The following is a 17,004-nucleotide window of genomic DNA, read 5'->3' on the forward strand; positions in this document are numbered from 1 at the left end:
GCAACCCTCCCTAAATGAGGTACTGCTTTTTTAGGGCAGTACCCCGTATAATGTGGGGTTTTTAACAGGGAGGGTCCGCGTGCATTCTATTACTACAGCGCTGGAAAATCTGACGCGTCAGCTATCGCAAGAGATACCGGCGACGCCAGGCCTTTGCGTTTTCGATGCGCCTTTCCCTTTAAACGATGCCTTTGATGCATTGAGCTGGCTGGCCAGCCAGTCATCCTTTCCCCAATTTTATTGGCAACAGCGCAATGGTGACGAAGAAGCTGCCGTTCTCGGAGCAATCACCGTATTTTCATCGCTCGATCTGGCGCAACGGTTTTTACGTCAGCACTCGCAGCCTGACCTGCGTATTTGGGGGCTGAATGCGTTCGAGCCGAAAGAGGGCTACTTATTGCTGCCGAGGCTGGAGTGGCGTCGTAGCGGTGGTACGGCGACCTTACGCTTACATCTGCATAGTGACGTTTCGCTACGCGATGATGCGCGCCAGGCGAAAGCGTTTCTTGCTTCTCTGGTCGGTATTAAGCCTGTTCCGGCGTTGCGCCTTTCGCTAACGGGCGAGCAGCACTGGCCGGATAAAGACGGTTGGGTGAAGCTGATTCAGCAGGCCACCCATACCATTGCGCAAGAGGCGTTTGATAAAGTTGTGCTGGCACGGGCCACCGACTTACAATTCTCCCGTCCGGTCAATGCCGCCGCGATGATGGCGTCCAGTCGTCGTTTAAATCTCAACTGCTACCACTTTTTTATGGCCTTTTCCGCCGATACCGCCTTTCTGGGATCATCGCCGGAACGGCTCTGGCGGCGTCGTGAAACGGCTCTGCGTACCGAAGCGCTGGCCGGGACAGTGGCGAACCATCCGGATAACCATAAAGCCTGGCAGCTTGGCGAATGGTTAATGAAAGACGATAAAAACCAGCGAGAAAATATGCTGGTTGTCGAAGACATCTGCCAGCGACTGCAAAACTGCACCCACTCGCTGGATGTGCTGCCGCCGCAGGTGCTCAGGCTGCGGAAAGTACAGCATTTGCGCCGCTGTATCTGGACGGCGCTTAATCAGGCGGACGACACGCTCTGCCTGCATCAATTACAGCCTACCGCGGCGGTTGCCGGGATCCCTCGTGAACCCGCGCGTTGTTTTATAGAACAACATGAGCCGTTCGAACGTGAATGGTATGCCGGGTCGGCAGGCTATCTCTCCACGCGGCAAAGTGAGTTTTGCGTGACGTTACGTTCAGCTAAAGTGACGGCCAATGTGGTGCGATTGTATGCCGGCGCGGGAATCGTCCGGGGGTCCGATCCGGAACAGGAATGGCAGGAAATAGATAATAAAGCGGCCGGGTTACGTACCTTATTGCAGATGGATGCGTAATGAGTCACATATTCCCGACCCATATCAATAATCCATTTTTGCAGCTCTTTATACTTAGTCCCAATGATTGATACCGGACAAACTCATGTCAGTAAGTGCATTTAACCGGCGCTGGGCGTCGGTCATTCTGGAAGCCTTAACCCGTCATGGTGTCAGGCATGTTTGTATCGCCCCTGGTTCCCGTTCCACGCCGCTCACGTTGGCGGCGGCAGAGAATCCTGCTTTTATTCACCATACGCACTTTGATGAGCGTGGGCTTGGTCATCTGGCGTTAGGTCTGGCGAAAGTCAGCAAACAGCCGGTTGCCGTTATTGTCACTTCGGGTACCGCCGTGGCGAACCTCTATCCGGCGTTGATTGAAGCGGGTCTGACGGGCGAGAAGCTTATTTTACTTACCGCCGATCGTCCGCCGGAGCTGATTGACTGCGGCGCCAACCAGGCGATCCGTCAGGCGGGGATGTTTGCCTCACACCCCTCCCAAACGCTGTCGTTGCCGCGTCCCACGCAGGATATTCCGGCACGCTGGCTGGTGTCGACCATCGACAATGCGTTCGCCATGCTTCATGCGGGCGCGCTGCACATTAACTGTCCTTTTGCCGAACCGCTGTATGGCGATATGAATGATACCGGTCTGGTCTGGCAGCAGCGTCTCGGCGACTGGTGGCAGGATGAAAAACCCTGGCTGCGCGAAGCGCGTCGACGGGAAAGCGACAAACAGCGCGACTGGTTCTTCTGGCGACAAAAACGCGGCGTCGTTGTAGCCGGGCGTATGAGCGCGGAAGAAGGCAAAAAAGTGGCGCAGTGGGCGCAGACTCTGGGCTGGCCATTAATTGGCGACGTATTGTCGCAAACCGGGCAGCCGCTGCCGTGCGCCGACCTGTGGCTCGGTAACGCCAAAGCGGTGACCGAACTGCAACAGGCGCAGATTGTCGTCCAGCTTGGCAGCAGCCTTACCGGAAAACGCTTACTGCAATGGCAGGCAACCTGCGAGCCGGAAGAGTACTGGGTAATCGACAATATTGAAGGTCGTCTGGACCCGGCGCACCATCGTGGGCGCAGACTGGTGGCGAAAATCGCCGACTGGCTGGAACTGCATCCGGCGGAAAAACGTAAACCCTGGTGTGTGGAGATTCCGCGTCTGGCGGAACTGGCGTGGCAACGGGTGGTCGCGCAGCGAGACACCTTTGGCGAAGCGCAGCTGGCGCACCGTATCCGCGACTATCTGCCGGAGCAGGGGCAATTGTTCGTGGGCAATAGTCTGGTGGTACGTCTGATCGACGCGCTGTCACAGTTGCCGGCCGGCTATCCGGTATACAGCAATCGCGGGGCGAGCGGCATTGACGGCCTGCTTTCCACGGCGGCGGGCGTGCAACGCGCCAGCGCCAAATCGACGCTTGCTATCGTCGGTGATTTATCCGCGCTGTACGATCTTAACGCGCTGGCATTACTACGTCAGGTATCCGCGCCGTTTGTGTTGATTGTGGTCAATAATAACGGCGGGCAGATCTTTTCCCTGCTGCCGACGCCGCAAAGCAAACGCGAGCGTTTTTATCTGATGCCGCAAAACGTCCATTTTGACCATGCGGCCGCCATGTTTAACCTACGCTACCATCGCCCGGAAAACTGGGAAGAACTGGAGTCGGCGCTGGCTGGCGCGTGGCGAACCCCCGCGACGACGGTGATTGAGCTGGTGGTAAACGATACGGACGGCGCGCAGACGTTGCAGCAGCTTTTGGCGCAGGTAAGCCATCTATGATTTTGCACGCGCAGAACATGCCCGGACCGTCTGGGGCACCCTGGCTGGTTTTCCTGCACGGTTTTTCTGGCGATTGCCGCGAATGGCAGCCGGTTGGTGAACAGTTTCACGGCTGTTCGCGGCTCTATATTGACTTACCGGGACATGGCGAATCTGCGGCTATTCCGGTCAGCGGATTTGCTGATGTCATCAGATTACTACGCGCCACTTTAATTAGTTACAACATACTAAAATTTTGGCTGGTGGGATACTCTCTTGGCGGCCGGGTGGCGATGATGGCGGCCTGCCAGGGAATACCTGGACTGTGCGGCCTGGTGGTCGAAGGAGGTCATCCGGGGCTGCAAAATGAACAGGCGCGCACTGAAAGACGCTTGTCCGACGGGCGCTGGGCAGAGCGTTTTCGTCATGAACCATTGAGTGCGGTTTTTCACGACTGGTATCAGCAGCCGGTGTTCGCCTCGCTGACGGCGCAGCAAAGGCAGGCGCTGACGGCGCTGCGTAGCCAGAATAACGGCGAAACGCTGGCTGCGATGCTGGAGGCGACATCGCTTGCCGTCCAGCCGGATTTACGCGAGGCGCTCAATGCGCTGACATTTCCGTTTTATTATTTATGTGGCGAACGCGACAGCAAATTCCGCGCCCTGGCGCAGGAAGTGGCGGCGACATGCCATATCATTCGTAACGCCGGACACAACGCGCATCGGGAAAATCCCGCTGGCGTAGTAGACAGTCTGGCTCAGATTCTGCGTCTCTGACTAAAGGACACACTATGATCTATCCTGATGAAACAATGCTTTACGCACCGGTAGAATGGCACGACTGCTCGGAGGGTTACACCGACATTCGTTATGAGAAATCCACCGACGGTATTGCAAAAATTACCATTAATCGTCCGCAGGTGCGCAATGCATTTCGTCCGTTGACCGTCAAAGAGATGATTCAGGCGCTGGCGGATGCCCGTTACGACGACAACGTGGGCGTGATTATTCTGACCGGCGAAGGCGATAAAGCGTTTTGTGCGGGCGGCGACCAGAAGGTGCGCGGCGATTACGGCGGATACCAGGATGACTCCGGCGTGCATCACCTGAACGTGCTGGACTTCCAGCGCCAGATTCGCACCTGTCCAAAACCGGTTGTCGCGATGGTCGCGGGTTATTCCATCGGCGGTGGTCACGTGCTGCACATGATGTGCGACCTGACTATCGCGGCGGAAAACGCCATCTTTGGCCAGACCGGCCCGAAAGTCGGCTCCTTTGATGGCGGCTGGGGTGCTTCGTATATGGCGCGTATCGTTGGTCAGAAGAAAGCGCGTGAAATCTGGTTTCTGTGTCGTCAGTACGACGCGAAACAGGCGCTGGATATGGGGCTGGTTAACACCGTCGTTCCCCTGGCGGATCTGGAAAAAGAGACCGTGCGCTGGTGTCGTGAAATGTTGCAAAACAGTCCGATGGCGCTGCGTTGCCTGAAAGCGGCGCTGAATGCCGATTGTGACGGTCAGGCCGGTCTGCAGGAGCTGGCGGGCAACGCCACCATGCTGTTCTACATGACGGAAGAAGGGCAGGAAGGCCGTAACGCCTTTAACCAGAAGCGTCAGCCTGACTTCAGCAAATTCAAACGGAACCCATAATGCGTAGCGCGCAGATATACCGCTGGCAGATCCCCATGGACGCGGGGGTGGTTTTGCGCGACAGGCGGTTAAAAACTCGCGACGGGCTGTATGTTTGTCTGCGTGATGGCGAGCGTGAGGGGTGGGGAGAAATCTCCCCGCTTCCGGGGTTCAGTCAGGAAACGTGGGAAGAGGCGCAAACTGCGCTACTGGCATGGGTGAACGACTGGCTTCAGGGGCGCGAGGTATTACCGGAGATGCCTTCGGTCGCGTTTGGCGCAAGCTGCGCGCTGGCGGAACTGACTGGCGTATTGCCGGAGGCGGCGGACTATCGCGCTGCGCCGTTATGTACTGGCGATCCTGACGATTTGGTGCTGCGGCTTGCCGATATGCCCGGCGAGAAAATCGCCAAGGTCAAAGTGGGTCTCTATGAAGCAGTACGTGACGGCATGGTGGTTAATTTGCTGCTGGAGGCGATCCCGGATCTGCATCTGCGTCTGGATGCGAATCGCGCCTGGACGCCGCTAAAAGCCCAACAGTTCGCAAAGTATGTTAATCCGGACTACCGCGCTCGTATCGCCTTTCTCGAAGAGCCGTGTAAGACGCGGGATGATTCCCGAGCTTTTGCCCGTGAAACCGGCATCGCGATTGCCTGGGATGAAAGCCTGCGTGAGCCGGATTTTGTTTTCGAGGCCCAGGCGGGCGTCAGCGCCGTGGTGATTAAACCTATGCTGACCGGATCGCTTGATAAAGTGCGTGAGCAAGTCGCTGCCGCCCATGCGTTGGGACTGACGGCGGTCATCAGCTCTTCGATCGAGTCCAGCCTCGGCCTGACGCAACTGGCGCGGATTGCCGCCTGGCTGACGCCGGGAACGCTGCCCGGACTGGATACTTTGCATCTGATGCAGGCGCAACAGATTCGCCTCTGGCCCGGTAGCGCGTTGCCTTGTCTGAAGCGTGATGAGCTGGAACGACTGTTATGACATTAACGGACTGGCCGTGGCGCCACTGGCGTCAGGTTCGCGCTCAGGCACCCGCTCTGCGCCTGAACGATGAGGTGTTAAGCTGGCGTGCGCTCTGTGAGCGTATTGATGCGCTGGCGGGCGGGTTTGCCGCGCAGGGCGTACGGGAGGGCGACGGTGTCCTGCTGCGCGCCGGGAATCAGCCGCGCACTCTGTTGGCATGGCTTGCGCTGATGCAGTGTGGCGCGCGGGTTCTGCCCGTCAACCCGCAGTTGCCCCAGACATTGCTGGAGGCGCTGGTACCGGATTTAACGCTGCGTTTTGCGCTGACGTTGGAAGGCGAAAACGCATTTTCCGGGTTAACCGCGCTGCAGATGCGGAAAAGTACCGCGGCGTATGCCGTGGCCTGGCAACCGCAGCGCCTGGTTTCCATGACGCTGACATCGGGTTCCACAGGATTGCCAAAAGCTGCCGTACATACGAGTCAGGCACATCTTGCCAGCGCGCAGGGCGTGCTTTCGCTAATGCCGTTTGGCCCCCAGGATGACTGGCTGCTATCGCTGCCGCTGTTTCACGTATCCGGGCAGGGTATTATGTGGCGTTGGCTCTTCGCCGGGGCGCGAATGACGGTACGTGATAAGCAACCGCTGGAGCAGATGCTGGCGGGGTGTACCCATGCTTCGCTGGTGCCGACGCAACTGTGGCGGCTGCTGGCGAATCAGGCGGCGGTGACGCTGAAAGCCGTTTTGCTCGGCGGTGCGGTGATTCCGGTTGAACTCACCGACCAGGCCAGCAAACAAGGGATTCGTTGCTGGTGCGGGTATGGGCTTACAGAGTTCGCTTCTACGGTATGCGCCAGGGAGGCTGATGGTTCGGATGACGTTGGCGCGCCGCTTCCCGGCAGAGAGGTCAGAATCGTCGATAATGAAGTCTGGCTGCGCGCCGCCTGCATGGCGGAAGGCTACTGGCGTGATGGCAAACTGATCCCGTTGGTTAATGACGAGGGCTGGTTTGCCACGCGCGATCGCGGCGAGCTGAACCACGGCAGGTTAACCATCGCTGGGCGGTTGGATAACCTGTTCTTTAGCGGCGGCGAAGGCATTCAGCCGGAGGAAGTCGAACGCGTTATTAACGCGCATCCGCTGGTGCAACAAGCCTTCGTCGTGCCGGTAGAGGATAAAGAGTTTGGTCACCGTCCCGTTGCGGTCGTGGAGTATGCATCGCAGGCTGGAGAAGTGAACCTCGCTGAATGGGTTCGCGATAAGCTGGCGCGTTTTCAGCAGCCGGTTCGCTGGCTGACGTTGCCGGCAGAACTGAAAAACGGAGGGATTAAAATATCTCGCCGTGCGCTCCAGCAGTGGGTGTGTGAGATCTGTAAAAATTAATGTTAGGTTAATATACAACCATTCTATCGCTATTGCCGTTTTGTTTACCCGTTGATGTGTAGCGTGTTATGAATAATCAGCGTGAAACGGGGGCGCTATGGAATGGTTGGTTAAGAAATCGCATTATGTCAAAAAGAGGGCTCGCCATGTTCTGGTGCTGTGCGATAGTGGCGGTTCGCTAAAAATGATCGCCGAGGCGAATTCCATGATATTACTGAGTCCCGGCGATATCCTGTCGCCTTTAAAAGATGCGCAGTATTGTATCAATCGGGAAAAACACCAGACTCTAAAAATCATTGATGCTCGATGTTATTCTTGCGACGAATGGCAGCGATTGACGCGCAAGCCCTCATGATCTGGCGGGCAGAAAAATCAGCATTACCCCCGCCATAATGCACAATACGCCGAGCATCGCTTTTAGGCTGAAAGCCCCTTGCAGACCGGGTAACAGCATTGAGGCTACCCAAACAAGCACATAGCTGAGACTCAGCAGCGCATAGGCTTTGCTTAGCGCGAGCGTGTGTAAGGTTTTATGCCAGCAGAAGACGGAAACCAGATACCCCGCTAAACCGGCGAATAGCGCCAGGGTCGCGGCATTAAATGCGCCCAGCCCGGCAATAAACGCCAGTGGATGCGCTATCGATGGTAGCCGCATCATGGCGAACCCCAAACTCAACTGGGCGAAGGAGGCAATCGCGACGCTTATCAGTCCCCACATTACGCCCATTATGCCGCGCTCCCCAGAATGATAATGCCGCTGATAATCAATGCGACGCCAAACCAGTGGCGGAGCGGAACCTGCTCATGCCAGATTTTCCATGCCGCCAGCGTGACCCAGACAAAATTCAGGCTTAACATTGGGTAAGCAATCCCTACCGGCAGGGTTTGTAGCACCAGCAGCCACAACACCATCGCTGCGCCCATGCATATCAGCGCCAGGCCCAGCCACAGCATCAGGTGGCGGCGGCGTCCGCCCGCCGTCAATGGCCGTGTCGCTTGCTTCTGACAGAGCTGACCGCCAACGCTGAGCAGACTGGCAAGCACCAGAACGACGCCGATCATTTAGGCCGATACTGAATTAACACCAGACGCCCCTGATAATCAATATTGTCCGCAGGGGGAATGTCAAGAGTGCTGATGTCTTCATCTTTGGCTATTGAAAGTACCAGCGTAATAATGCCCTCCTGACGATGTTGGTTGAGCCAGGCGTTAAAATCGTCGGCTTTAACGAATTTATCCTGTACATCAGGATAGCTAAGACCATACCTGAGTTCGCCCGCGTTCCCGTAGAGCATAATATCGTCTCGTTTCAGACTCCAGGCCAGCCCAGCGGCGACGCCGACGCTGTCGGCCAGAATATAGCGGCTTGATGTCAAAGGCGCCCGGGTCATTTCGACAAAAAACTGCGGCTGTTTGGACTCCATGACCCTGTCGGGAATGGAGAAGCCGAACAACAGTGCCAGCCCCAGCGGACAAAACGCGGGTAATATGTATTTTTGGCTATGACAGAGGCTATACCAGCCCACAAACGCCCAAACAGTAAAGAAGCCCCAGACGCAAAAAACTTTATACGTTTCGATATGCGTCCAGATCGGCGATTTCAGCGGTCCCCATGAGGAGACGACAAACGTTGCGACGATCCCGATTAACCCAAACACCAGGTTGATCCCGCCGTTGACACGTAGCGCGGCGACGCCTTCTTTCACGTTATGCAGGACGAAGCGCGCCATTAGTATTGCTATCGGTGCGAAACAGGAAAGAATATAGGTGGGCAGTTTCCCTTTCGCAATACTGAATAAGAGAAACGGCATGATCGTCCATCCGAGCAAATAGAATGCGCCGTTTCGCTCGCGCCAGCCCAGTTTAAGCGCGCCAGGCAGTAACCCCAGCCACGGTAAACTTCCCGCGACTAGTACCGGCAGGTAGTACCAGAAAGGGGATTTATGCTGGGCATCGCTCATAGCAAACCGCTGGATATGCTCCACCCAGAAAAAGTAATGCCAGAAATCGGCTTCGCGTCGGGCAATGGCAAGCGCCCAGGGAAGGACAACCACAAGGCAGCTCAATACCGCCAGCCAGCCGTAAAGCAAAAAGTCTTTCCAGCGTTTCTGGACAATGACCCATGGCAACACGCTCACCACGGGTACGGCCAGGGCGAGGAAGCCTTTGGTTAGCACCCCCAGTCCGCAGGTTACGCCCAGTAACAAAAACATCCCAATCTTGCCCGTTCGGGTCGTGGCCTGCATCCCCTGCCAGAAACAGCACATACCGGCCGTAAGCCAAAGCGCGATCATCGGATCGAGCACCGCATACGTCCCGATGCTGTAAACGGCAAAGAGTGATAGAAAGATAACGGCGGCGAGCAACGCGGTACGTTTATCCCGCCATAAGCGGAACGTCAGCCACGCCACCAGCGCCGCGGCCAGCAATGTCGTTAAAATAGCGCCAGCCCGCACGCCAAAATTGGTGGCGCCAAAAAGCCACTGACCCAGACTGTTTATCCAGTAACCGGCTATCGGTTTTTCAAAATAACGTAATCCCAGAAAATGCGGCACGATCCAGTCGCCAGACGCCAGCATCTCCCGACTTATTTCGGCATAGCGCGTTTCATCCGGCTGCCAGAGCAGGCGGCTGTTGATAGGGATAATATAGTAAAGGACGATAAACGCGGCGAAGGCCAGATAATAGCGTATCGATTTCATCATAAGCCGCTCACCGTCTGCTGACACCCCAGCCAGCCTTCACGGCCTGGAATGTGTGCACGTACAATTTGTCCCAGTGGCAGAGTCTCAGGCGATGTCGGCAGCAGTTCGCCCAGAGGACAAAAGGTGATCCCCGCGTCGCGTGCGCGAACGAGCAGATCTTCAAACAGCGGTTGATGGACAATGCCTTCGACTTCCGCATGGATGGTGTATACCGGCGTGCCTTTGTCCTGCAACATGCGGGAGATTATCCAGGTATTGAACGACTGCGCCTGAACAGTGGGGCCGATAACCTCATCCCACGTGGGTAAGGTGACGGGGATTTGCGGCGTCCCTGTCTGGCCCGGCATCAGTAGCGGACGGAATAAGGTGGTTCCACGGCAATCGCTGTTATACCGCAGGTTGAACGGCTCCTTCGCGCGAACAACGCGCCCATCCGCTCGCCAGCCGGCTGCGGCTGAGCAGGTGACAGGTTTGCCGATAATGGTTTCAAGCGCCGTCATGCCGCGCGCGATATCTTCTTCAAGCTGGCGGATACTCCAGTGGTCGCTGTGAGTCTGCCACGCATGGTGATCCCAGGCATGTAGTCCCGTCTCATGGTATGTTGCCGCTTCACGAATAATCCCGGCATTGGCGTTGCCGATATTTTTTCCCGGCCAGGCGGTACCGGCCAGCAGGATATCCCAACCGTAGAGCGAGGCGGCGTTTGAACGTAGCATTTTCCATAAAAATCGCGGCCTTATCAGACGCCAAAGATGACGACCCATATTGTCCGGCCCGACGCTGAAGAAAAAGCTGGCCTGAACGCCGTGGCGATGCAATGTCGCCAGCAGCCGGGGGACGCCTTCCCGCGTTCCCCGCAAGGTATCAACGTCAATGCGTAAACCGACTTTTGTCATGATGCGCGTTCCGCGATATCTACGCTGCGCAGGAAGAAGTCCAGCGTTTCTTCAACCGTATCCCGCATCGCAATAGAGGGTTCCCAATCCAGACAGCGTTTGGCATTGTTGATACTGGGTTTCCGGTGTGCGACGTCCTGATAACCCTTGCCGTAGTAACTGCCACTTTCGACGATCTGGAAACCGGCAAACGGTGGGAAATGGCAGCGCAGCGGATGTTTATCAAAACTGTCGAGCAACAGCGTTGCCAGTTCCTGAATACTGGCTTCGTTGTCAGGATTACCGATATTAATGATTTTTCCATCGCACCGATCGCCATCATTCACAATAATGCGGAATAATGCTTCGATCCCGTCGCGAATATCGGTAAAACAGCGCTTCTGCTGGCCACCGTCGATGAGTTTGATCGGCGACCCCTCCACCAGATTCAGGATCAACTGAGTAATAGCGCGTGAACTGCCGATACGCGCCGCGTTCAGGCTATCCAGCCGCGGCCCCATCCAGTTAAAGGGACGGAAAAGCGTGAAGCGCAGCCCCTCTTTTTCGCCATAAGCCCAAATCACCCGGTCGAGAAGTTGTTTGGAAACGGAGTAAATCCAGCGAGGCTTATTCACCGGCCCGACGATCAGATTCGATTTGTCCTCGTCAAAAGAGGCGTCCGTACACATGCCGTACACTTCAGAGGTAGACGGGAAAACCACGCGTTTACGGTATTTCACGCAGTAACGGATAATCCGTAGGTTCTCTTCAAAATCGAGTTCAAAAACGCGCAGTGGGTTACGGGTATATTCAATCGGGGTAGCAATCGCTACCAGCGGCAGTATTACATCGCATTTTTTGACATGATATTCAATCCATTCTGAGTGGATGCTGATATCACCCTCCACGAAATGAAAGCGTGGGTGGAGCAGGAATCGGCTAATGGCGTTGCTGCCAATATCCATACCGTAGACGTCGTAATTCTCTTCATTCAGTAACCGTTCGGTCAAATGATTGCCGATAAAACCGTTGACGCCGAGGATGAGAACGCGAATGCGACGTTTACCGCTAGCCGCTGATGGACGGTTCAAACGTGCGCCTGCCACCAGACCAAGCGTCTGTGCAAGCTGCGAGCCCTGCACGGTAATGCCGTCTCCGACCTGGCCGGTAATAATCTCCAGCGCGCCATCGGCGCAGGCAACCCGCAGCGGAGAGACTGAAATCACCGAGCCGGGAAGCGCGCCCTGCGCATCCGGACAAATTCGGGAAGACCAGATGGTAAATTTTTGCGAGCCGCTATAGCTGAACGCGCCGGGCCAGGGGGCGGCTACTGCCCGCACCAGGTTATGCACCGTGGAAACCGGTTTGTGCCAGTCGATAAGACCATCTTCCGGCCTGCGGCGACCATAATACGTAGCGTCAGACTCACGCTGGGGAACAGAAGGTATATCGCCACATTTCATGGTGGGCAGGATGCTACCAAGCAACAGGCGCGCGGCCTGGCATAGCTTATGATGCAGGGTAATCGCAACATCGTCCTGCGCAATAGCGACGCGTTGACTGGCGACAATCTCTCCGGCGTCGGCACGTTTGACCATACGATGCAGCGTTACGCCCGTTTCGCTTTCACCGTTAACCAGAACCCAGTTTAGCGGCGCGCAGCCCCGATATTCAGGCAATAGAGAACCGTGCAGATTGAACGCGCCAGTCGGGGCGAGTTGCAGAATTTCTTCGCTTAACAGGTTGCGGTAATAGAACGAAAAAATAATATCCGGCGCAAGTTCAGCGATACGGTCGACCCAGATAGGATGATTTACGTTATCCGGCGCATAAACAGGAATCCCTAATCCTGCCGCCAGCCGGGAGACGGAGCCAAAAAAGGTGTTTTCCGCAGGATTGTCGGCATGAGTGAAAATCGCGGCAATCTCATACCCGGCATCCAGTACGGCCTGCACGCCCTGACATCCCATATCGTGATAGGCAAAAATAACGGCTTTCATTGGTGACTTTCCTCAGTAAACGGCGTGCTTTCCGGATAGATAACCTGTTGAACAAAATAGCGGGGGCGGGCGCGGACATCGTTATAAATACGACCAATATATTCGCCCAGCAGCCCCATACCGATGAATTGCGCGCCGATAAAGGTAAACAGGACGGCAAAGAGCATAAATACGCCTTCCGCCGCCCACTGCGGCCCCAGCGCCAGGCGAAGTACAATGAGCAACACCGACAGGCTAAACCCGCCGATGGCGATAACGCTTCCCAGCAGGCTTAACAGGCGCAGCGGCGTCGTCGTCAGGCAGGTCACCAGGTCATACATCAGGTTAATGAGACGCATAAAACTGTATTTAGAGTCGCCAAATTCACGTTCAGCGTGATGCACCGGGATCTCAGTAGCCCGACGAGCGAAAATGTTGGCCAGAATAGGAATAAAGGTGCTGCGTTCATGGCAGCGCAACATGGTATCGATAATAGGGCGGCGATAGGCGCGTAACATACAGCCGTAATCGCCCATCGCTTTGCCCGTCGTGCGCTGGATCAGCAGATTAATGATTTTTGACGCCGATTTGCGAAACAGGGTGTCCTGTCGGTTTTGGCGCACTGTACCTACCACATCGAACCCTTCATCGGCTTTTGCCACCAGGCGCGGGATCTCTTCCGGCGGATTTTGCAGATCGGCATCCAGCGTAATGATAAGATCGCCACTCACATGGCTAAATCCCGCCATAATCGCTGCATGTTGACCGTAGTTACGGTTGAGTAAAATAGAGATGATATGGCTACCGGCCTCCTGGGACGCCTTAACCATCAGCTCAGCCGAGCTATCGCTGCTACCATCATCTATCAATAAAATCTCCCACGCTTTGCCCAGACTCTCGCAGGCGGCGGTGGTGCGTCTTATCAGTTCCGGCAGGCTTTCCTGTTCGTTATAGACAGGAATAACCACCGAGACTTTTTTTATCGGTGCGGCGTCAAACATGTTTATTGTCCTGCTATCTGATGAAGGGCGCTAATGACCCGATCAAGGTCACTCTCGGTCATGTCGGGGAAGAGCGGCAGTGAGCAGATCCGCTCGCTGTTCCACTCGGTGTCAGGCAGCGTGAGTGTTGGGAAACGCTCGCGATAGTATTTTTGCGTATGCGCGGCGCGGAAATGCAGCCCTGTGCCGATGCCTTTCGTTTTCAGCGATGCCATCAGAGCATCCCGGGTAATGCCGCAGCGGGCTTCATCGATCCGGATAATGAATAAATGCCAGGCGTGGATATGTTCCCACGGAGGAAGGCTCAGAGGCTGAAAAGGCAGGTCTGCCATTGCCTGGTGGTACTGCGCTGCGATGGCGGCGCGACGAGCGTTAAGCGCATCCAGTTTCTGTAACTGAGCAAGCGCGATAGCGGCGTTGAGGTCGGGCAGATTATATTTGTAGCCCGGCGCCAGGACTTCCGCCTGCGGTGCGCGTCCTCCGCTCTGTCGATCCCAGGCATCAACGCCAAGCCCGTGAAACTTGAGACTGCGTAGTTTATCCGCCAATTGCGGGTTATCCGTGACGACGATACCGCCTTCAGCGCAGGTAATATTTTTAATGGCGTGGAAGGAGAAAATCGCGGTTCCCCGGGCGCCAATGTGGCGACCTTTGTATCTGGTTCCTGTCGCGTGCGCCGCGTCTTCAATCACCGGAATGCCATAACGCTCGCCAAGAGCGTAAATAGCGTCCAGATCGGCAGGCGCGCCGGCGTAATGGACGGGGATAATGGCTTTGGTTCGTGGCGTAATGGCGGCTTCGATATGTTCAGGCGTGACCATCAGCGTATCGCGATCAACATCGATCATGACGGGTTTCGCGCCGAGTAAAACGATCATATTTAGCGTAGAAACCCACGTCATTGACGGTGTAATGACGTCGTCGCCTTTGCCAAGGCCCAGCGCCATCAAAACGATGTGCATACCGGCGGTGGCTGAACTGACGGCAACGGCATATTGATTGCCTGTTAGCCGACAAAATTCCGCTTCCAGTTCGTGATTTTTTGGGCCGGTTGTTATCCAACCTGAGTCCAGTACGGTCTTAACGGCAGCGAGTTCTTCCGCGCCCATCGCCGGGCGGGAGAACGGCAAAAAGTCCGACATTATTTTTCCTTCAGCCATTGAAAGCCGCTTTTCAAATATTCGGGGAATAGAAAAGGGCTTATTTTTTAACGCATTTAGCTGAACCCTACTGGATGAAGATTAAATTAACATTAAGAAATTAAGGTGAAGTAAAAATATAATTTTTAATGGGGGTATGCTTTGCTTTTGCCGAAAGTTTAAGGCATTTTATACGCGCCTGGAAGCTGTTTTTATGTTTCTGGCCTGCGTCTTCCGTCATGGAATTTTATTTTAATCTTATGGCTATTAAGTTAGCTGCTCTGTCTGCCTGAGAGGTTAATGTGTTGGCATTTACCCTACGCTTTATTAAAAACAAACGCTATTTCGCGATCGTGGCGGGGGCGTTGGTTATTATCGCCGGGTTGACCTCGCAACATGCCTGGAGTGGTAACGGTCTGCCGCAGATTAACGGTAAAACGCTGGCGGCGCTAGCGAAGCAGCATCCGGTAGTGGTGTTATTTCGCCATGCCGAGCGGTGCGATCGCTCCGATAACACCTGCTTGTCAGACAGTACGGGGATTACGGTTAACGGCGCGCAGGATGCCAGATCGCTGGGTAAAGCCTTTAGTGCCGATATACAAAATTACAATCTCTATTCCAGTAATACGGTACGTACCATCCAGTCGGCAACCTGGTTTTCCGCGGGCAGGCCGCTTACAGTGGATAAAAAAATGATGGATTGCGGCAGTGGTATTTATGCTTCAATCAAGACGTTACTGAAAAAGTCGCAGAATAAAAATATAGTTATTTTTACCCATAATCATTGTTTGACATATATTGCAGAAAATAAGCGCGGCGTAAAGTTTGAACCGGACTATCTCAATGCTCTCGTCATGCATGCGGAAAACGGAAAACTTTTTTTAGATGGCGAATTTGTTCCCGGTTAGCTGGGGTGGTAAAAACGTAAAGACAGCCTGGGGGGCTGTCGTCATTATAATAACCCTTTCAATGTTAACGTGTGGCGTGTTGCTACATTCAAATCATACAGCGCAAGTTCTTCTGGCTTGACCCAGGCGTAGTCCTGAAACTCGTCGTTAATACATATATCGCGATTGGCGGAAACACAGTCGAAGATGAGATAAATCATATAAATCTCTTCCTGTCTGCCATCAGCATACGTTTTAACGCGGATATCGTCGCGGAAGGTCCACGGCGTAATATCGCTCAGAATCAGTTGCTCGCCGAGTTCCTCCCGAATTTCCCGACGCAGCGCCTCTTCAATACGTTCGCCTGGCTCGACCCCGCCGCCCGACAGCGCCCACTGACCGGGAAAGACGCCGCGGTTGTCGGCCATTTTGCACAGCAGGTAACAGCCATCATTTTGAATCAATGGGCAAACTATAGTTCGTTGACGCATAAGTCGCTTCCTTAAACAGATAAGTCATTAGCTTAACAAATCATTCTGCGAAATTCTTTGCGAAAAATGGAAGCGATAACGCAGACTGCGTTTTTTGTTAATCTTGTTGTTGCAGGCCTCGCCATGTGTTGGCGCAGTGATGCGCCACGGCGAAAGTAGTATTTCGTTACAATATGTTTTTGGAATGGTTTTTTAGTGCATTGATTCCTCAGCGTCTGGCAGTACAATTCTGCCGTTTTAGGGAGTTTTTCTTTATGTGCTTGCTGGAAAGGGTAAAAATGAAAAAAAGCATATTGTTAGGTTTTGCCGGAATGCTGTTCGTTTCTGCATCGGCGCAGGCCATAAGTATTAGCGGCCAGGCGGGTGAAGATTACACCAACATTGGCGTGGGTTTCGGTACGGAATCAACGGGACTGGCGCTAAGCGGCAACTGGATGCACAATGATGATGATGGCGACGCCGCGGGCGTTGGTCTGGGGCTGAACATTCCGGTTGGACCGCTGCTGGCGACTGTCGGCGGTAAAGGTATTTATACCAATCCGAAAGACAGCGATGAAGGCTATGCGGCGGCTGTCGGCGGTGGGTTACAATGGAAAATCGGCGACAGCCTCCGTCTGTTCGGCGAGTATTATTACTCACCGGATTCGCTGTCCAGCGGTATCGACAGTTATGAAGAAGCGAACGCAGGCGCGCGCTTCACCATTATGCGCCCGCTGAGCATTGAAGCCGGTTATCGTTACCTGAACCTGGCGGGTAAAGATGGCAATCGTGATAACGCGATTGCTGATGGCCCTTACATTGGCGTCAACGCCAGCTTCTGATGCTAACGGCGCGGCAATCGTC

17 protein-coding genes are annotated in these 17,004 nt (G+C 54.9%); 9 read left to right on the forward strand and 8 right to left on the reverse strand.

Features of this window, described 5'->3' with window-relative positions:
* Positions 1 to 79: 79 nt before the first annotated feature.
* The 7 genes from menF (at position 80) to pmrD (ending at position 7,439) form a co-directional block, all read left to right on the forward strand.
* Positions 80 to 1,375: an isochorismate synthase MenF gene (gene menF / locus AC3G3F_RS14530; protein WP_063390650.1), complete on the forward strand. Its 1,296-nt coding sequence runs from the start codon at positions 80 to 82 to the stop codon at positions 1,373 to 1,375.
* An 85-nt stretch (positions 1,376 to 1,460) separates the two neighbouring features.
* Positions 1,461 to 3,131: a 2-succinyl-5-enolpyruvyl-6-hydroxy-3-cyclohexene-1-carboxylic-acid synthase gene (gene menD / locus AC3G3F_RS14535; protein WP_488395215.1), complete on the forward strand. Its 1,671-nt coding sequence runs from the start codon at positions 1,461 to 1,463 to the stop codon at positions 3,129 to 3,131.
* A complete protein-coding gene (menH, locus tag AC3G3F_RS14540; protein WP_053530048.1) occupies positions 3,128 to 3,886 on the forward strand; it encodes a 2-succinyl-6-hydroxy-2,4-cyclohexadiene-1-carboxylate synthase in 759 nt (252 codons plus the stop codon). Before menD ends, menH begins: the two co-directional genes overlap by 4 nt.
* 14 nt (positions 3,887 to 3,900) lie before the next feature.
* Positions 3,901 to 4,758 (forward strand): 1,4-dihydroxy-2-naphthoyl-CoA synthase, encoded by an 858-nt coding sequence (menB, locus tag AC3G3F_RS14545; RefSeq protein ID WP_000640011.1) that lies wholly within the window; start codon positions 3,901 to 3,903, stop codon positions 4,756 to 4,758.
* Positions 4,758 to 5,720 carry an o-succinylbenzoate synthase gene (gene menC, locus AC3G3F_RS14550; protein ID WP_023248500.1) on the forward strand — a complete coding sequence of 321 codons (963 nt, stop codon included), beginning with the start codon at positions 4,758 to 4,760 and terminating at the stop codon, positions 5,718 to 5,720. The genes menB and menC overlap by 1 nt, the downstream gene beginning before the upstream one ends.
* Positions 5,717 to 7,084, forward strand: coding sequence for an o-succinylbenzoate--CoA ligase (gene menE, locus AC3G3F_RS14555; protein ID WP_053507761.1), 1,368 nt, complete (start codon positions 5,717 to 5,719; stop codon positions 7,082 to 7,084). The genes menC and menE overlap by 4 nt, the downstream gene beginning before the upstream one ends.
* A 97-nt stretch (positions 7,085 to 7,181) precedes the next feature.
* On the forward strand, positions 7,182 to 7,439 hold the full coding sequence (gene pmrD, locus AC3G3F_RS14560) for a signal transduction protein PmrD (RefSeq protein ID WP_023248498.1): 258 nt from the start codon (positions 7,182 to 7,184) through the stop codon (positions 7,437 to 7,439).
* Here the strand turns inward: pmrD and arnF are convergent.
* The 7 genes from arnF to arnB are packed head-to-tail and all read right to left on the reverse strand — an operon-like array spanning position 7,434 to position 14,786.
* Positions 7,434 to 7,811: a 4-amino-4-deoxy-L-arabinose-phosphoundecaprenol flippase subunit ArnF gene (arnF, locus tag AC3G3F_RS14565; protein ID WP_063390648.1), complete on the reverse strand. Its 378-nt coding sequence runs from the start codon at positions 7,809 to 7,811 to the stop codon at positions 7,434 to 7,436. The two genes, pmrD and arnF, sit on opposite strands and share 6 nt — an antisense overlap.
* Positions 7,811 to 8,146: a 4-amino-4-deoxy-L-arabinose-phosphoundecaprenol flippase subunit ArnE gene (gene arnE / locus AC3G3F_RS14570; RefSeq protein ID WP_023248497.1), complete on the reverse strand. Its 336-nt coding sequence runs from the start codon at positions 8,144 to 8,146 to the stop codon at positions 7,811 to 7,813. Before arnE ends, arnF begins: the two co-directional genes overlap by 1 nt.
* The gene (gene arnT, locus AC3G3F_RS14575; RefSeq protein ID WP_063390647.1) at positions 8,143 to 9,789 is read right to left on the reverse strand and encodes a lipid IV(A) 4-amino-4-deoxy-L-arabinosyltransferase; all 1,647 of its coding nucleotides are present in this window, start codon (positions 9,787 to 9,789) and stop codon (positions 8,143 to 8,145) included. The genes arnE and arnT overlap by 4 nt, the downstream gene beginning before the upstream one ends.
* Positions 9,786 to 10,685 carry a 4-deoxy-4-formamido-L-arabinose-phosphoundecaprenol deformylase gene (gene arnD / locus AC3G3F_RS14580; RefSeq protein WP_079817410.1) on the reverse strand — a complete coding sequence of 300 codons (900 nt, stop codon included), beginning with the start codon at positions 10,683 to 10,685 and terminating at the stop codon, positions 9,786 to 9,788. The genes arnT and arnD overlap by 4 nt, the downstream gene beginning before the upstream one ends.
* Entirely contained in the window at positions 10,682 to 12,664 is a 1,983-nt protein-coding gene (gene arnA, locus AC3G3F_RS14585) for a bifunctional UDP-4-amino-4-deoxy-L-arabinose formyltransferase/UDP-glucuronic acid oxidase ArnA (RefSeq protein ID WP_488395218.1), read from the reverse strand. Before arnA ends, arnD begins: the two co-directional genes overlap by 4 nt.
* Entirely contained in the window at positions 12,661 to 13,644 is a 984-nt protein-coding gene (arnC, locus tag AC3G3F_RS14590; protein WP_053507756.1) for an undecaprenyl-phosphate 4-deoxy-4-formamido-L-arabinose transferase, read from the reverse strand. Before arnC ends, arnA begins: the two co-directional genes overlap by 4 nt.
* Before the next feature lie 2 nt (positions 13,645 to 13,646).
* Positions 13,647 to 14,786 carry a UDP-4-amino-4-deoxy-L-arabinose aminotransferase gene (gene arnB, locus AC3G3F_RS14595; RefSeq protein WP_053507755.1) on the reverse strand — a complete coding sequence of 380 codons (1,140 nt, stop codon included), beginning with the start codon at positions 14,784 to 14,786 and terminating at the stop codon, positions 13,647 to 13,649.
* A gap of 299 nt (positions 14,787 to 15,085) precedes the next feature.
* Between arnB and pmrG the strand changes: the two genes are divergently transcribed.
* The gene (gene pmrG, locus AC3G3F_RS14600) at positions 15,086 to 15,691 is read left to right on the forward strand and encodes a lipopolysaccharide core heptose(II)-phosphate phosphatase PmrG (protein WP_023248491.1); all 606 of its coding nucleotides are present in this window, start codon (positions 15,086 to 15,088) and stop codon (positions 15,689 to 15,691) included.
* Positions 15,692 to 15,735: 44 nt separating this feature from the next.
* On the opposite strand, the gene nudI is transcribed toward pmrG, so the two are convergent.
* Positions 15,736 to 16,161, reverse strand: a complete 426-nt coding sequence (gene nudI, locus AC3G3F_RS14605) for a nucleoside triphosphatase NudI (RefSeq protein WP_023248490.1) — start codon at positions 16,159 to 16,161, stop codon at positions 15,736 to 15,738.
* A 278-nt stretch (positions 16,162 to 16,439) separates the two neighbouring features.
* On the opposite strand from nudI, the gene AC3G3F_RS14610 reads away from it, so the two are divergent.
* The gene (locus AC3G3F_RS14610) at positions 16,440 to 16,982 is read left to right on the forward strand and encodes a YfaZ family outer membrane protein (protein ID WP_023248489.1); all 543 of its coding nucleotides are present in this window, start codon (positions 16,440 to 16,442) and stop codon (positions 16,980 to 16,982) included.
* Positions 16,983 to 17,004 lie beyond the last annotated feature (22 nt).

The sequence above is a fragment of the Salmonella sp. FC25216 genome (genome assembly GCF_057751355.1).

Coding starts and splice junctions, on each gene's coding strand:
- menD (WP_488395215.1), top strand. CDS start 1,461: ATGTCAGTAAGTGCATTTAACCGGCGCTGGGCGTCGGTCATTCTGGAA.
- arnF (WP_063390648.1), bottom strand. CDS start 7,811: ATGGGCGTAATGTGGGGACTGATAAGCGTCGCGATTGCCTCCTTCGCC.
- arnB (WP_053507755.1), bottom strand. CDS start 14,786: ATGTCGGACTTTTTGCCGTTCTCCCGCCCGGCGATGGGCGCGGAAGAA.
- nudI (WP_023248490.1), bottom strand. CDS start 16,161: ATGCGTCAACGAACTATAGTTTGCCCATTGATTCAAAATGATGGCTGT.
- pmrD (WP_023248498.1), top strand. CDS start 7,182: ATGGAATGGTTGGTTAAGAAATCGCATTATGTCAAAAAGAGGGCTCGC.
- menB (WP_000640011.1), top strand. CDS start 3,901: ATGATCTATCCTGATGAAACAATGCTTTACGCACCGGTAGAATGGCAC.
- AC3G3F_RS14610 (WP_023248489.1), top strand. CDS start 16,440: ATGAAAAAAAGCATATTGTTAGGTTTTGCCGGAATGCTGTTCGTTTCT.
- arnA (WP_488395218.1), bottom strand. CDS start 12,664: ATGAAAGCCGTTATTTTTGCCTATCACGATATGGGATGTCAGGGCGTG.
- arnE (WP_023248497.1), bottom strand. CDS start 8,146: ATGATCGGCGTCGTTCTGGTGCTTGCCAGTCTGCTCAGCGTTGGCGGT.
- arnC (WP_053507756.1), bottom strand. CDS start 13,644: ATGTTTGACGCCGCACCGATAAAAAAAGTCTCGGTGGTTATTCCTGTC.
- menH (WP_053530048.1), top strand. CDS start 3,128: ATGATTTTGCACGCGCAGAACATGCCCGGACCGTCTGGGGCACCCTGG.
- arnT (WP_063390647.1), bottom strand. CDS start 9,789: ATGATGAAATCGATACGCTATTATCTGGCCTTCGCCGCGTTTATCGTC.
- menE (WP_053507761.1), top strand. CDS start 5,717: ATGACATTAACGGACTGGCCGTGGCGCCACTGGCGTCAGGTTCGCGCT.
- arnD (WP_079817410.1), bottom strand. CDS start 10,685: ATGACAAAAGTCGGTTTACGCATTGACGTTGATACCTTGCGGGGAACG.
- menC (WP_023248500.1), top strand. CDS start 4,758: ATGCGTAGCGCGCAGATATACCGCTGGCAGATCCCCATGGACGCGGGG.